Origin of the sequence: Prevotella sp. OH937_COT-195 (assembly GCF_003932845.1) — a bacterium.
Classification (GTDB): Bacteria; Bacteroidota; Bacteroidia; order Bacteroidales; family Bacteroidaceae; genus Prevotella.
This window is the reverse complement of sequence record NZ_RQZH01000003.1, coordinates 68,783-84,508: the sequence shown is the minus strand read 5'-3', so window position 1 is coordinate 84,508 and position 15,726 is coordinate 68,783. Positions and strand designations below refer to the sequence as shown.

The window sequence follows — 15,726 nt, the reverse complement described above, 5'->3', positions numbered from 1 at the left end:
AAGATGAACCGAAAAACAAGGATAATTTTCATTGCGCTGACATTGCTCGCAACCGTAGGGCTGAGAGCGCAGGACAAGAAGAACTTTTTCAATCCGGTAAATACCTCGGTAACGTCGCAGAGCATTGCTCCCGATGCACGCTCCGCAGGAATGGGCGATGTGGGTGTTGCCACGGATCCCGACGTGAACTCGCAATACTGGAACCCTGCCAAATATCCGTTCACGATAGGTCGGGCGGGAGTGGCGCTAAACTACACTCCTTGGCTGAGACAACTCGTAAGCGACATGGACTTGGCTTATCTTTCCGGATATTATCGTATCGGCGACTATTCTGCCGTAAGTGCATCACTGCGTTATTTCTCGCTCGGAGAGGTAATTATGGACTCGGCACCGAATTCTAACAACAACCTTACAATCAACCCTTACGAGATGTCTTTCGACGTTGCATACTCACTAATGTTAAGCGAGACATTCTCCCTTGGTGCCGGAGTGCGTTGGATTTACAGTGATCTGACATACAATTACAACGAGGATACCGCCCCCGGGTCGGCATTCGCGGCAGACCTTTCAATGTATTATCAGAACTATATCAACCTCGGACAGCGCGAGTGTCAGTTGGGTTTGGGCATGAACATAAGTAACATCGGTTCGAAGATAAACTTCGGAGACGACAACCGCAGCGAGTTCATACCGACAAACCTGCGTCTCGGAGCATCGCTTATGGTGCCGATAGACGAATATAACCGTTTCACAATAGCCGCAGATGCAAACAAACTGCTCGTTCCGACATACCCGAAGATAAAAGACGGTGAGGCAAAGTCGGACTACGAGGATCGTGTGTTGCGCGAATACTACGATGTTTCGTCGATAAGCGGTATATTCAAGAGTTTCGGAGATGCACCCAACGGCATCAGCGAAGAATTGCAGGAGATACAATGGAGTTTGGGAGCGGAATACATCTATAATGACAAATTTTCATTACGGGCAGGCTACCACCATGAGAGCGAGAACAAGGGAAACAGAAAGTACTTTACCGTTGGAGCCGGTTTCCGCATGAGTGTCTTCTCACTCGATGCCGGATATGTTATTGCCACGGCAAAAAGCAACCCGCTCGACCAGACTCTGCGCTTCTCGCTAACGTTCGATATGGACGGCATAAAAGACTTGTTCCACCGCAGATAATATTGAATTGTTTATGATACGAGTTGGTTTTGGATATGATGTTCACCGTTTGGTTGAGGGGCGCGACCTATGGCTTGGCGGCATAAAGATACCACATTGTAAAGGATTATTAGGGCATAGCGATGCCGATGTGCTGATACATGTAATCTGTGACGCGTTGCTCGGGGCTGCCAACATGCGCGACATCGGTTGGCACTGGCCTGACACCGCTGCCGAAACAGACGGAATAGACAGTAAAATATTGCTGCGCGAGACAATGAAACTCATTGCCACAAAGGGCTATCGCTTTGGCAACCTTGATGCAACGATATGCGCAGAGCATCCGAAACTGAACCCGCATGTGCCGGCAATGAAGAAATGTCTTGCCGAAATAATGAATACCGACGAGGACAACATATCCATAAAGGCGACGACAACAGAACGTCTCGGATTTACCGGACGCGAGGAAGGTATGTCGGCATTTGCCACCGTACTGATAGAAAAGGAATAACTCATAAGTTCCTTTTTCCGGCATTGGGAATATAAATAATACGTTTATGGCAGGTCTGAATCCTGCCTTTTTTGCCGGAAAAATCAATGACACATTATACTATTAAAAGAATAAAGACAAAGATTAAACAGGTGTTATCGCATATTACGTTTGATTGTTAATACCTGACTACCTATTAACGATTAATTATTCGTCATTAACGATTAATTGTTATGTTTATGTAAAAGCATATAAATCAAACACTTGCTATTCAATTATTGCAAGTGCGTATGTATGCCGCAAGAATAAATATACTACCTTTTTAGTATTGTGGGTATCTGTAATTGTTTTTAACTTTGCCGACAATATTTAAGAAATAAACTATTGATTAATTTTAAAATTAAATGAAAATAAAGTTGCCCACGGTAATGTCATGCCTTGAAATGTGTGTGTTACAACCTTGTGGATACGAGAAAAACCAAAGAAAATAAACACAGCCTGAAGTCTGATACTTATATGTAACGAAATGAATAAGATACATGCTTGCTTTTACTAACATTTATATTTACATTAAATAAAAAACACATGATTAAAAAATTACCATTTGTTATTGGAGCATTATTGCTCTCAACGTTTTACAGTGCATCGGCACAAGTTAAGATGGCACCAAATTATTTCAAAGCCGATCCTGCCGTCTGCAAATACCGTATGAAATCCGTAATTGCGTGGAAAGACACTCAATACGAGATGAAAACGACATACACCTACGACGACAACGGACTTCTCATCCGTGAAGAAAGTGGTGAGCAGAACAGTGAAAATTTAATTACTTCCAATTATTCTTATGACAAGAATGGTTATCTCGTAAAAAAAGAGAACGTGGAAATTAATGCTTACGGAACTGAAAAAATTGTAACGCACAAGGAGGTATATGTAAGAAACGAAAAGGGATATCCTTTGGAGTACCACCGTTACACTCTTCATGGCCCCGATCCGGACAATCTTGTACTCACCGAAGATGTTATAGTTTTGTTCAACTATGACTCGGAGAATCGTTTGACAAATGCAGAAATACGCCAATATGATTACATATTGGAGATGTTGGAAGAGAACATTGGACGTATATGCAGAGTGGAATACAATGAAATTGGAAAGGTTTCGAAAGTCAGCCAGTTCCTTCCGGGAAATGAACTGATATGGTATGAAGAATTTACTTATGACGATAAAGGTCGACGCACGGCAATAAGCAAAATTTGTGGCTCGGCCTACAATGCCGACTCTGGTGATATAATATGGAGTTGGGTTTATGATGAAGAAGGTGACATAATAGAGTCTGGACGTGAAGACTTTATGAAGTCATTCACTTATGACAAATCCAAGAAGGCTTCGGAGACCTTCATGCCATTAGAGGGAGCCGAGGGAGACTGGGTTTTATTAGGCCCGGTAAACTGCACACTTTTCAGAGAATTGCCCATTGAAAAGTATTTCACGCACGCAGTAACGGGTGAAATTTCGACAGAGTCGGTCGTAACTTATGAAGAAGTACCTATTAGCACAGTTATCGATACGACCGTTGCAGATGATGCAAATATAGTTGTTACGGTGAATGGAAACGTTCTATCGGTCAATATTCCTGCCGAACTTGTTGGCAAACGTTTGTCAATATTCAGTGCCACGGGTGTTATTATTTACAGCGAAATAGTCACAGATGTCCGCCAAAACATCGGTGTCGGCAAACTTAATGCCGGACTTTATGTGCTCGAAATAGGTGGAAAAACAGCGAAATTCATTAAAAGATAATTTCCAAAACAGAAGTTCACGGTTCGCCTTTGATTTTTCCCAATTCATTATATGAACCATTAAACCTTTTAAACCCAAATCGGTCATTAGAACCTTCAACTGATTTTGTTCGATTGTTGAGCAGATGTGCAGCCGTTTCATCGAAGGCGTAGCGGGCTACATCGAGATGAAACGGCTGCGCAGATGTCAGCAAGCGGGCTAAAGCAGTTGGGAAGCGTAACGGCAATGGCAAATCTAAGCAAATGCGGTCTGATGACCGATTTGGGTTAAATAAATTCCGGGAAAGATTTTTATTGCTTTCCCGGAGTTTTGTTTTTTATATAATTACGATATAATTCTCTTCCAAATAAAAAACGCGCAGCAATTCTCATCGAACTGTGGCGCGTAAAAAATATGTTTAACTAAAAAACCTCTGCTGATCGAAAGGCAGTCTCGCGACTCCCCTTGTCAACCTTTTACAATCATGAAAAACTTACCTTAATTCAATAACTAAAAACCTAAATATTTTACTACTAACCTAAACATTCTGTCTTTTTTTGACGGTGCAAAGGTATGACTATTATGAATTACACGCAACATACATGCCGGATATTTATTGCTTTTAGTGCTTTTCTTGAGGTAAATCAATCCGTTGTGTGCGGAAACAATGACTAAAATGTCGTTTTCGTTTTGTTTTTACATAAATTAGGAGTACCTTTGCTTTATGTTTTAAAAGCCCATTCGAGGGGTAAAATAGCAGATGAAAGTATTGATAGTGAACACGAGCGATGCGAGTGGCGGAGCCTCGACGGCTGCCAGAAGACTTGCCGAAGCCCTCAACAACAACGGTGTCGAGGCGCGAATGCTTGTGCGAGAACGTCTTACGGAAACCCCGTTCGTGGAACTGTTGCCGGGGAGATTGCGGCAGAAATGGAATTTTCTGTGGGAGCGTATGCGTATTTTCGTCTCAAACATGTTTTCCCGAGACAACCTTTTCACGGTGTCGATAGCCAATACCGGACAAGACATTACCCGCACGAAAGCATTCCGCGATGCAGACATCATACACCTGCACTGGGTAAATCAGGGAATGCTCTCGCTCGGCGACATGGGAAAAATACTCCGCAGTGGCAAGCCCGTGGTATGGACCATGCACGACATGTGGCAACTCACGGCAATCTGTCACTATGCACACGAGTGCCGCCGCTTTGTCGAACGGTGCGGAAGATGCCCTTTTCTGCGTTTCTCCCACGAGAAAGATTTATCGCGAAAGGTGTTCGTCCGGAAACAGAAAATGCTCTCGGGGACAGACGTGAGTTTTGTTGCCGTGAGCACATGGCTGCAACGTGAGGCACGACAAAGTGCACTGTTGGCAGACCGTGACGTTCGTGTCGTTCCCAACGTGTTGTCTCTTTCGCGCTTCCGACTTTTTCCACGCGATGACTCCCGCCGCCGTCTCGGCATCAGGCAAAAGTATGTCGTGATGTTCGGTGCAGCGCGAATAGATAATAAAATTAAAGGATTTAATTTTCTTCGCGAGGCAATAAGACATATAATTGATAATGGAATGTTGCCGAAAGACGACCTCTGTCTGCTGCTCTTCGGGGGCATTAAAGACGAGTCGGTACTGCACGATTTCCCAATACATTATATATATGACGGCTATGTGAAGGGTGACGAGAAGTTGTCCATGATGTATTCTGCCGCCAACTGTGTGGTTTCTTCATCTCTGTACGAAACCTTCGGGCAGACCCTCATCGAAGCATTGGCATGCGGATGTCTGCCCGTTACGTTCGATAACAGCGGACAAACCGACATAGTGCGTCATCGAGAGAACGGCTATCTCGCTCGGTGGAAAGACTCGCAGAGCCTTGCCGAAGGTATAGTGTGGGCTGCTCTCGACGGTCTGGCAGACCGCATGGCATTGCGTCGCGATGTGATTGATAGATATTCCGAGAGTGTGGTGGCACAACAGTATATAGACATTTACAAGTTGATGAAATAGAATTTGAAGATGATTACATTCAGCATAATAACCGTAACATACAATGCCGCGGAGGTATCGGGACGCACGTTCGAAAGTGTTGCCGGACAGACATATCCCGCGGTGGAACATATAATAGTGGACGGGGCTTCCACGGACGGAACCCTCGCCGTTGCCGAGGAATACCGCTTGCGGTCGGACGAGGCATGCAACGGTCACTGCGTTTTAATAAACTCCGAACCCGACAGCGGCATTTACGATGCCATGAACAAAGGGCTGGAGCGGGCAACGGGCAACTACGTCCTTTTTATGAATGCCGGCGATACTTTTGCCTCGCCCCGCACGCTTGCGGAGATTACAGAAAAAGCATGCCTCGACGTTAAAGAGAATGAGAGGCGACTGCTGCCGGCGGTTATTTACGGGGATACCGACATATATGATGCCGGCGGCAATTTTGTGTGTCACAGACATTTGTCTGCTCCCCGACGGCTGTCGTGGCGTTCGTTTGTCAAAGGCATGCTTGTTTGTCATCAGGCTTTCTATGCCCGTGCAGACATAGCCGCACGCATTACCTATAACCTCAAATACAAGTATTCTGCAGATGTTGACTGGTGTATCCAGATTATGAAAGACGCCGAGCGCAACGCTCTTCCCATGGTCAATGTAAATCAGGTGGTCGCACATTATCTGCAAGAAGGCCGGACGACTCAAAACCACCGTGCCTCGCTTAAAGAACGCTACGACGTAATGTGCCGGCACTATGGCACGTTTACCACACTCTTCATGCATGTGTGTTTCGCATTTCGCGACTTGAAGAGACGGCTTGCCGGCTGACAAACGGCACGCTTATTCTTTCCGTGGCATGTCTCTTCGGTCTGTAAAACCGCCTGTTTTACTTTACAATTTCGGCGAATTTGCTTTTCAATTTCGGCGGTTTTGGTGAACAATTCAGCCGAAATTGCCAACCGTCGCAGTATTAAATCTTTTATATTTGATGATGTAAAATTTTGCCATTAGGCAAAGTTGCTGTAATTTTGCGGCGAAAATGGCGAATGTGAAGATATTCCATGTTATCATAAGATTGCTCGGCACGGCGACTGTCCCGATAAGGAAAAACTTTGTTTTCTTTGTTATGATGTATGTCCTCGGCACGGTATGCACCTACGCAGTGCTTCCCGAACGGCGGGGAGCGCATGTTTTCGAGTTCTGGTGGCAGGAACTTTTCGTTGATGTTTACCTCCTCTGTATCGTTCTTTCGCTCATACCGGAGAAAGTTAGGCGGTGGGTTCGGCGCTCGTTCTACATTGCTGCGTATGCCGTTGCCATGGCGGATGTGTATTGTTTCGTGAATTTCGACTCCACTCTGACACCTACCATGTTGCTTCTTGTAGGCGAGACCAACAGTGGCGAGGCTGCCGAGTTTCTGCGTTCGTACGTCCGACCGTCAATTGTTTTGAGCCGTTTGGGGTGGGTGTTGCTCGTAATGGCGGTTCATATTGCACTTTCGCTGTCTTGCATTTTCCTGAAAGAAAAGAAAAACGAGCTGTTGTACCGTATTGAAACTTTTTGGCATTGTGCTGCGACGAGGTATTCGCCAGTTTATTATCTGTATCCCGCCGTGTCGCTGTCGGTTATACTCTTGTTTGCATATTCTCTCTCGTCGTGTTTGGAAAACAAACGGGCGGAACACCGGCTGATGTCATACGACAACATAGGCGACATAGAACACGAACTCACCGAGAAGACATGTGCCAACCTTTACCAGCCTCTTTACCGCCTCGTATTCAGTATCTATGCCAACAGACTTACGTCGCGGCAGGTGGCACGGCTCATCGACGGCATCGATGAGGCACGCGTTGACAGTTGCAGTTTCGCATCGCCCAATATAGTACTTGTCATAGGCGAGAGTTACAACCGTCACCATTCGCAGTTGTACGGTTACGAAAAGCCCACCACTCCGCGACAGGTGGAACGTGACCGGCGTGGCGAACTGATAAAGATGAACGATGCCATATCCCCTTGGAATCTCACTAGTTATGTCTTTAAGTACATATTCTCGATGTATGCCGTGGGCGACAAGGGCGACTGGTGCGACTATCCGCTCTTCCCCGAACTGTTCCGCCGTGCCGGCTATCATGTCACTTTCATTACCAATCAGTTTCTGCCGAAAGCGAAGGAGGCAGTGTATGATTTCAGCGGAGGCTTCTTCCTTAACAACGAGACGTTGAGCCGTGCAATGTTCGACACGCGCAACACAAAACTGCATGCTTTCGATGCAGGTGTCGTTACGGAATATGACAATCTCAAAAAGACCGACAGAGAGCACAACCTTATTATCCTACATCTCATGGGACAACATGTGAAATATGCCTCGCGGGTACCGGACAAGCAGAAACATTTCCGTAAGGAAGACTACCGGCGCAAAGGTTTCTCGAACAAGGAGAAGCAAATAATGGCAGACTATGACAATGCCGTACTTTACAACGACTCGATAATGGACGAAATATTGAAACGTTTCGAGGACAAAGATGCGATAGTGATATACGTCCCCGATCATGGCGAGGAGTGCTACGGGGGCAATGTGCATTTCTTCGGGCGTATGCACAGCACGGATATTACTGCCCGACTTGCCCGAGAGGAGTTTGATATACCGATGTGGTTCTGGTGTTCTGCCCGTTACCGCGATGCCCGTCCGGAAATGGTAAAGATGCTGAATGCCGCCGCGAAGAAACGTTATATGACAGACGCGCTGCCTCATTCGCTGCTTCGTCTGGGCGGAATCCACACCCGATGGTATCGTTCCTCGCTCGATGTTTTGAGCGAAGAATACGACGAGAAACGCCCGAGGATTCTGAAGAAAACCACCGACTATGACAAACTTGAGAAGGTGAAAGAGAAATGAATGCGTAGAATGTTTTTTTAATGACAATCAACAATGGATATAAGAAATAACGCTTTGCGCGGCATTGCCATACTCGGCATAATGCTTCACAACTACTGTCATTTGCTCGGTTTTGCCGTGAAGGAGAACGAATATACGTTCACGGTTGGCAAAGCGTTGCAGTTTTGGGACAAACTTACGTTGCCAGACCATGACATACTGATACATATTCTCTCGTTCTTCGGTCATTACGGCGTGCCGGTCTTTCTTTTTGTGAGTGGTTACGGACTTGTCAAGAAGTACGAGAAAGGAAGTATTAAAGACGGAAATGGCAACGATGCCCAATTCTCGATGCCTGCTCCTCTGCCTTTCATGCGTTATCATTTCCTGAAACTTTTCCGTTTGATGATAATAGGTTACGTTGTTTTCGTTGCGGTATATTTCCTGCGAAACAACGACGGTGCGGTAGTCTATTCTTTCGACAGGATACTTGCACAGTTGGGAATGGTGATAAATTTTGTGTTCAAGTATCCTGACAAGGTGATAAAACCGGGACCGTACTGGTATTTCGGTCTCATGCTACAGTTATACGCTTTGTATGTTCTTGTGTTCAACCGTTGGCGCGGTTGGAAGATACTCGTTGTCTTCGTGGTTCTCTGTTGGGTGGTTCAGTTGCTTGCGAACGCGTTGGGCGAGAATGTCCTCAACCACGTAAGATACAACTTTTTCGGTGCAGTTCTTCCCTTTGCCATGGGAATTGCCTATGCCCGTTGGGGGCGTGAGTTACCGCGTGCGGGCTATTTGGCATTGACATTGTTGTCGTTTGTGGTGGTATTGTTCGGCAGTTTCCGGTTCGGTTGGTGGCTTTGGACTCCGGCTTTCGTCGTCATTGGTGCAGTAAGTACGGTGCGTCTTCTGCCTCCATTCCTGTTAAATCCTTTTTCGTGGACAGGCACTCTTTCTGCTGCAATTTTCGTTATGCACCCCCTTGCGCGTGAAATAATAATCGGTCATTATCGTCGCAGCGATATATATACAGGCATTTTCATCTATGTTTTCACGGCTTTTGCCATGTCGATGTTGCTGCAATATATATTGAAATATATCCCGAAGCCTAAGATTTAGGTTGTGTTACCATGTTGTGTGACGGTATTTCATATCCTGTCAACATGCAGTGTGTGGTCGCAATATTCAACCACTGCGTGTCGGTGCGTGATAAAGATTACCGTTTTATCGTGTTTCTCGAGTATGTTTTTCAGCAGTTGTCGCTCGGTTTCAGGGTCGAGCGCACTTGTTGCCTCATCGAAAAGCATGATACTCCCGCACCTGAGCAGTGCACGCGCTATGGCAATTCGCTGTGCCTGTCCTTCGCTTAATCCTCCTCCGCTCTCGCTGCATGCGGTGTCGATGCCGTTTGGCAGCGAGAAAACGAAATCGGCACAAGCCTCTCGCAGTGCATCGTTCATCTCCTCCTCGGTTGCCTCTACGCGTCCGAGGTGCAGATTCTCGCGTATTGTTCCGCTAAGCAGTGTGTTTCCCTGCGGCACATACACGAAGTTGCATCTCATCAATGGAGACAGGTTGAGTTCCTTTTCTTTGTTATATATCAAGGCTCTCCCGTAATTCGGTCGTATCAATGCGAGTATCATTCGCACAAGAGTTGTCTTGCCGGCTCCCGTCTCTCCGAGAATTGCGGTACACGACCCAGGCGGGAAATCGAACGTAAGTCGTTTCAATATGTAACGCTCATTGGCAGAATAGGCATACGAAACGTTGTCGAGTCGCACGCCGCACGGTCCTTCCAACTCTATCGGGTCGCCCTGTTCCTCAAGAGGGTTCTCCTCCAATTCCATGAGTCTTTCGGCAGCCGTAAACACACTGACGAATGCCGGCACGAGTTTTGTAAGCGAGCGTGCCGGCCCCTGTATTTTTGCCACTAATTGCAGGAATGCCGTCATTCCGCCGAATGACAGTGTGTAATTAAACATTCGCATTGCGCTCCATAGGAATGCAATGAGATACCCGAGAGCAAATCCGAAGTTAAGTATAAGGTTCGATGTAACCGAGAACTTTGTACGTTTCACAACGTTTTGGCGCAGTTCGCTCTGTGTGGTTTCCAGTCTGTCAACCATCATTGAGTCGCTTTCGAGGGTTTTTATGAGCATTCTGTTCTGTACGGTTTCTTGCAATACGCTCTGCACTTTCGAGTCGCTGTCGCGCACCTTTCGGGTGAGTTTCCGCATTTTCTTCATATATACTTTGCTCACAAGAATGAATATCGGCAACATGGCGATGATTAGCAACGCCAAAAAATGATCCATTTTGAAGAGATAGAAGAAAGCACCCAAGAACATGGCAAGCACGGAAAGGGTGTTCGGAATTGTCTCTGTGAGGAAAATCACTACGTTGTTAATGTCGCCTTCGAGTCTGTTGATGACGTCGCCGCTGTGGAAACGCTCCCTGCCATGCCATTCCGAGCGCAGTATCCGGTCGAGCATTCGCTGTTGCATGCGGTTTTGTGCACGTATTCCGAGTATGTTCCGCACCCATATTGCAGACACATGAATGGCAAAGTCGCAGATGACAAGACCTCCCATCAGTGCCACCGCGAGGTACAACGAGCCTTCGATAGAGTGTGATGCCACGTCTATGGCGTTTTGCACTGCCCACACCTGCGCGAGACTTACGCATACACCGAGCAGTCCGAGCGAAGCATTGAGCACCGCCTGCAAGCGGTTTCCGCGCCATGCCCGCCACAACCAGCGTATTATGTCGCGTGCCGGGTAGCGGTTGTTTTCCATCTTAAGCAGTTCCTTTATTTTCATTCTGATTCGGAAATTGATTAGGCGGACTTTATGAATTACCACCGTGAAGATTAATTTTGCATTGCGGGTGACTTGTATACGGAAACAATTTTTCAACCGGACAAAGTCGATTTGTGAAACCCGTCATAATCGAAAATCGCCATAAAGTGTATTTCATACACTCCTCCATGCTTGTCTTTCAATCTTTGTCGCTTGTCGCTCAACTCTTATTGCCGACTCTGTTGTCTCTTCCCCACATCATTTTCTCTCTCAGTGTGGAATAGTAGTTGCGCCCGGCAAGTCGCATAATCTTGATGTTGTGCCGTGCCCTGCGGATGGTAATGGTTGTGTTTTCGGTGCATTTTTCCGAGCGGCCGTCTATTGCTATGAGGAAACTGTGCGACCTGCTTTCCACCGACAGACTAATCTCAGCATTGTCGGGAATTACTATCGGGCGCACGTTGAGACTGTGTGGAGCGACAGCCGTCAGACTCAACACTCCGGACATAGGAGCCATTATCGGTCCGCCGTTTGAAAGCGAGTATGCCGTTGAACCTGTTGGTGTGGAGATAATCAATCCGTCGGCCTGGTAAGTGGTGAGATATTCCCCGTTTATCGCCGCCGTTATTGAAATCATCGAGGCGTTGTCGCGTTTTAGTACGGCGATGTCGTTGAGCGCGAACGGACTGCCTGCAACAATTCCGTTCTCCGTGCATACCTCAATCACCGCATGCTCTTCAAGGTTGAATTTACCGTCGAAAATCGCATTTACGGTAACCTCTGTCTCCGCATCCGTGGTGTCGGCGAGAAACCCCAGTCGCCCGGTGTTTATCCCGATGATGGGCAGTCCGCGTTCCCCAACATGGTTTGCCGCCTTAAGCAGCGTGCCGTCTCCGCCTATCGATACCACAAAATCGGCATCGGGTTGATCGACCTCGAACGTGTCAAACTCGCCGAGCGCAATTCTTCCGAGATTCGACAGATACCCGTAAAAGTCTTTTTCTATGCACACTTCTCCGCCACGCCGTTTCACATGGTCGATGAATTCGTATGCAACCGCACCGCCACGGGGCTGGTAACTGTTGCCGAAGAGTGCAAATCGAAACCGTTGTTGTTGCATTTTTCTTGTTTGTTTTTTAAAACTTTTGTCGCCAACCCCTTTGCCGTTTTGCAAAGTTTTCGTATCTTTGCGGTATGGTATTCTGCCATTGCGTGCGGCTGCCAACTCCTGCAAAGGTAGTGTTTTTAATTGAAACAATGTAATTCTGACAGTAAAAATGATTATCATGGCAAAAGTTTTTCAGTTTATGGCAAACGGTTTCGAGGACATCGAAGCAATTATTCCCGTTGATGTTTTGCGTCGCGGAGGTGTTGATATAAAGACGGTAAGCATCACGGAGACCAATATCGTGGAATCGGCACACGGCGTTAAGATGCACACCGATCTTACTTTCGAGGAGGCGGAACCGATGCTTGGCGATGCCGATCTGCTGATGCTGCCCGGCGGTATGCCCGGTGCTGCCAATCTAAACGACCACGAGGGAGTGAAAAAAGCTTTGCTCCGTCAGGCGGAAAAAGGCAAGATGATTGCAGCGATATGTGCCGCGCCAATGGTGCTTGGTGGTCTTGGATTGCTTCGCGGTCGCCGTGCCACATGCTATCCCGGGTTTGAACAGATGCTCACCGGCGCGGAATATACCGCCGAATTGTTCACGGTAGACGGCAACATAACCACCGGCGAGGGACCGGCGGCGGCGCTTCCTTACGCATACTCGCTGCTCGGCAGACTTGCCGACAGTGCCACTTCCGATGCCGTTGCCGACGGCATGCGCTATGTTCATTTGATGGAGAAGCGATGACAGATAAATTTTAAAAGCAGTATTTATGACAATATAATAATGAAAAACATACTTTTCGTCTGTGTATTGTTATTTAGTGCTTTGCCATGTACGGCACAAGAGTCTGCGGCAAAGAATGTAACATTGCCGGTGGAGCAGAATGGCAAGAGATTTCATGGCGACGGTATCGACGATGTGTTGCAATACATGCCGTTTGCAACAGTGTTGACACTGAAAGCACTCGGCGTAGAGAGCAAGAGCGAGTGGGGGAGACTTGCCGTGAACACCGCCGTATCGTATGTCGTTACCGCAGGTATTTGCTACACCATGAAGCACACAATACACACCATGCGTCCCGACCGTACCGACAACCGTTCGTTTCCGTCGGGACATACCGCAATAGCCTTTGCCGGTGCCACACTTATGGCAAAGGAGTACGGACAAGTGTCGCCGTGGATAACAGTGGGAGGCTATACCGTTGCCACAATCACCGCCATCGACCGTGTGCGGCGCAATCGTCATCGCTGGGGTGATGTCGTTACGGGTGCCGCCATAGGCATTGCCGCTGCGGAGGCAGGATATTATATCGGAAAATTGATATTGCCCGACCGCGACCGTTATGTCCTGTCGGTCTCGCCCATGGGAATGAATCTTGTCGTAAAATTGTAATAAAGCGATATTGAAAGATTTCTTTCATAAGTCAAGTAGAGGTTAAATAAAAGGTTTTTGAAAAACTCGCGGAGTTGTATAGTTAAAAAGTCATATCGTTATTAAGCATTGAAGTTAGGAATGATGAGGAAAAACTCGGGGCTGTTTTTACTTAGTGATTACCGCACGGAACTAATGGGGGCGGCAATGATATTCGTCATTCTCTTTCATGTCGGTATGGATTCTCGCAACTTTTTCTTCCCTCTGCGCCGATTGGGGAATATCGGTGTGGACATGTTCTTGTTCTTAAGCGGTATCGGATTATGGTTCGCATGGCAGAAGAAGCCGGTGTTGCGACATTTCTATTGGCGTCGTTTCGTGCGCCTTTATCCTGCGTGGCTCATCATGGCGATGCTCTTCTATATCCCCAACTACGTCAATACTGCCAACGGAGGATATAGTCCGGACATACCGAACCTTGTGCTTAACATCTTGTTCGGCTGGAGTTTTTGGCGTGTCGACGACCTTACGTTCTGGTTTATTCCCGCCATTATGGTACTATATCTCGTCTCGCCGTTCTATTTACGCATGATAGGTCGCAGCAGTTCGTGGCGTTGGCTGCCCGTGTTGGCAATGTTGTGGGCAGTCATGGTGCAGTATTGTCCGCCCGTACATTCCCTTGTCGGTCATGTAGAGATATTCTGGAGCCGCGTGCCGATATTCCTTCTCGGCATCAACTGCGGACTTCTTGTCGAGCGCAAGCACAATTTGGACAAGGCATCAATGTGGCTGTTGCTCATCGCGTTTGTTATGAGTCTTGTGGTATGTCTTGAGTTCGAGAGTGCTCTGCGCGGCAAATTCCCGCTCTTTCTCGAGCGAATGGTGTATATTCCACTTGCGGTTTCGCTTACCGTTCTGTTGGCGTGGTGCATGGACATTATGCCCCGTCGTCTGCTCTGCATGTTGGCTTTTGTCGGTACTCTTTCTCTTGAAACATACCTGATACACATACAGTTCGTATTGGTATATGTCCAGAAACACGGACTCGGATATGTACTCACGTCGCTCGTTACCATCGCCGTGTCATTGGTACTGGCTTTTCTCCTTCATCATGCGGTGGCTTTTGCTACGCGTTTTCTCCCAAAGTGATGTCTTGTGGCGACTTCCGAGACGCCAAACAGCCCCGGAACTCTATTTTTTATATGTTATTTAGGCTTATTATCGCAAAAAAACGTAACTTTGCACGGAATTAAGTTACGCGTATGAAGGAAATCCTCCTGTTGATACGACCAAAGCAATGGCTGAAAAATGTGTTTGTGTTGCTGCCTGTTTTCTTCGGTGGTGCGCTTACCGACGGCAATGCCCTGTTGCGTGCATTGGCTGCATTCGTTGCTTATAGTTTCGTTGCTTCGTCGGTATATTGCTTCAACGACATAATGGATTTGAAAGCAGACAGGCTGCATTCCACCAAATGTCGCCGCCCGATTGCCTCGGGTGCCGTATCCGTAGGACAAGCATTCCTGCTCATGGCGGCAATGCTGCTTTCGGGAATGATGTTCTTGCCGGTGTTCGGCGAGTCATGGTATAAAGTCGGCATGGTTCTTGCCGGATATTATGTGCTGAACTTGTTCTATTGTGTACGGCTGAAACATTATGCCGTTGTAGATGTATGCGTGGTGGCGTTCGGTTTTGTCCTTCGCCTTATTGCCGGCAGTCAGGCAACAGGCATACCTCTCAGCAAGTGGATTGTCTTGATGACCTTCCTGCTCACTCTTTTCCTTTCGTTTGCCAAGCGGCGCGACGACGTGGTGCGAATGGAACAGACCGGCATCGCACCGCGCAAAAACACAAATCGCTACAATCTCACTTTCATAAACCAAGCCATAACGATATTAGCCTCGGTCACGATAGTGTGCTACATAATATATACCGTGTCGCCCGAGGTTGTGGCACGCACCGGCAGTCAGTACATATACCTTACCACGGTGTTTGTGCTGCTCGGGTTGCTTAGGTACATACAGATAACGGTTGTTGACAAGCGTAGCGAAGATCCCACCAAGATAATGTTTACCGACCGTTTCCTGCAAATTGTGGTGCTGGCATGGGCGGCGATGTTTTTCATAGCGATATACATATTATAG

Annotated in this window: 14 protein-coding genes; 11 read left to right on the top strand and 3 right to left on the bottom strand. The window is 47.2% G+C overall.

Annotated features, from left to right (window positions below; all coding sequences use genetic code 11):
- Positions 1–3 precede the first annotated feature (3 nt).
- The 3 genes from porV (at position 4) to EII32_RS02400 (ending at position 3,451) form a co-directional block, all read left to right on the top strand.
- The gene (gene porV / locus EII32_RS02410) at positions 4–1,182 is read left to right on the top strand and encodes a type IX secretion system outer membrane channel protein PorV (protein ID WP_125233865.1); all 1,179 of its coding nucleotides are present in this window, start codon (positions 4–6) and stop codon (positions 1,180–1,182) included.
- Between the two features lie 13 nt (positions 1,183–1,195).
- Positions 1,196–1,672 carry a 2-C-methyl-D-erythritol 2,4-cyclodiphosphate synthase gene (ispF, locus tag EII32_RS02405; protein WP_125233864.1) on the top strand — a complete coding sequence of 159 codons (477 nt, stop codon included), beginning with the start codon at positions 1,196–1,198 and terminating at the stop codon, positions 1,670–1,672.
- 564 nt (positions 1,673–2,236) lie between these two features.
- Positions 2,237–3,451 (top strand): T9SS C-terminal target domain-containing protein, encoded by a 1,215-nt coding sequence (locus tag EII32_RS02400; protein ID WP_125233863.1) that lies wholly within the window; start codon positions 2,237–2,239, stop codon positions 3,449–3,451.
- A 16-nt stretch (positions 3,452–3,467) separates the two neighbouring features.
- On the opposite strand, the gene EII32_RS02395 is transcribed toward EII32_RS02400, so the two are convergent.
- The gene (locus EII32_RS02395; RefSeq protein WP_125233862.1) at positions 3,468–3,683 is read right to left on the bottom strand and encodes a hypothetical protein; all 216 of its coding nucleotides are present in this window, start codon (positions 3,681–3,683) and stop codon (positions 3,468–3,470) included.
- A 507-nt stretch (positions 3,684–4,190) separates the two neighbouring features.
- Here EII32_RS02395 and EII32_RS02390 point away from each other — a divergent pair.
- The 4 genes from EII32_RS02390 to EII32_RS02375 all read left to right on the top strand — a co-directional run bounded on the left by EII32_RS02390 (position 4,191) and on the right by EII32_RS02375 (position 9,420).
- Positions 4,191–5,435, top strand: coding sequence for a glycosyltransferase (locus EII32_RS02390; RefSeq protein WP_125233861.1), 1,245 nt, complete (start codon positions 4,191–4,193; stop codon positions 5,433–5,435).
- A gap of 9 nt (positions 5,436–5,444) precedes the next feature.
- A complete protein-coding gene (locus EII32_RS02385) occupies positions 5,445–6,248 on the top strand; it encodes a glycosyltransferase family 2 protein (protein ID WP_125233860.1) in 804 nt (267 codons plus the stop codon).
- Between the two features lie 211 nt (positions 6,249–6,459).
- Positions 6,460–8,316, top strand: coding sequence for a sulfatase-like hydrolase/transferase (locus EII32_RS02380; RefSeq protein WP_125233859.1), 1,857 nt, complete (start codon positions 6,460–6,462; stop codon positions 8,314–8,316).
- A gap of 33 nt (positions 8,317–8,349) precedes the next feature.
- Positions 8,350–9,420 carry an acyltransferase family protein gene (locus EII32_RS02375; RefSeq protein ID WP_233582291.1) on the top strand — a complete coding sequence of 357 codons (1,071 nt, stop codon included), beginning with the start codon at positions 8,350–8,352 and terminating at the stop codon, positions 9,418–9,420.
- A 29-nt stretch (positions 9,421–9,449) separates the two neighbouring features.
- On the opposite strand, the gene EII32_RS02370 is transcribed toward EII32_RS02375, so the two are convergent.
- Complete coding sequence (locus tag EII32_RS02370) at positions 9,450–11,120, bottom strand: ABC transporter ATP-binding protein (RefSeq protein ID WP_125233858.1); 1,671 nt, start codon at positions 11,118–11,120, stop codon at positions 9,450–9,452.
- A gap of 199 nt (positions 11,121–11,319) precedes the next feature.
- Positions 11,320–12,219: an NAD kinase gene (locus EII32_RS02365; RefSeq protein WP_125233940.1), complete on the bottom strand. Its 900-nt coding sequence runs from the start codon at positions 12,217–12,219 to the stop codon at positions 11,320–11,322.
- A gap of 166 nt (positions 12,220–12,385) precedes the next feature.
- Between EII32_RS02365 and EII32_RS02360 the strand changes: the two genes are divergently transcribed.
- The 4 genes from EII32_RS02360 to EII32_RS02345 all read left to right on the top strand — a co-directional run bounded on the left by EII32_RS02360 (position 12,386) and on the right by EII32_RS02345 (position 15,726).
- Positions 12,386–12,958 (top strand): DJ-1 family glyoxalase III, encoded by a 573-nt coding sequence (locus tag EII32_RS02360; RefSeq protein ID WP_125233857.1) that lies wholly within the window; start codon positions 12,386–12,388, stop codon positions 12,956–12,958.
- A 39-nt stretch (positions 12,959–12,997) separates the two neighbouring features.
- Complete coding sequence (locus tag EII32_RS02355) at positions 12,998–13,606, top strand: phosphatase PAP2 family protein (RefSeq protein WP_125233856.1); 609 nt, start codon at positions 12,998–13,000, stop codon at positions 13,604–13,606.
- A gap of 120 nt (positions 13,607–13,726) precedes the next feature.
- Complete coding sequence (locus tag EII32_RS02350; RefSeq protein ID WP_125233855.1) at positions 13,727–14,734, top strand: acyltransferase family protein; 1,008 nt, start codon at positions 13,727–13,729, stop codon at positions 14,732–14,734.
- Between the two features lie 113 nt (positions 14,735–14,847).
- A complete protein-coding gene (locus EII32_RS02345; protein ID WP_125233854.1) occupies positions 14,848–15,726 on the top strand; it encodes a decaprenyl-phosphate phosphoribosyltransferase in 879 nt (292 codons plus the stop codon).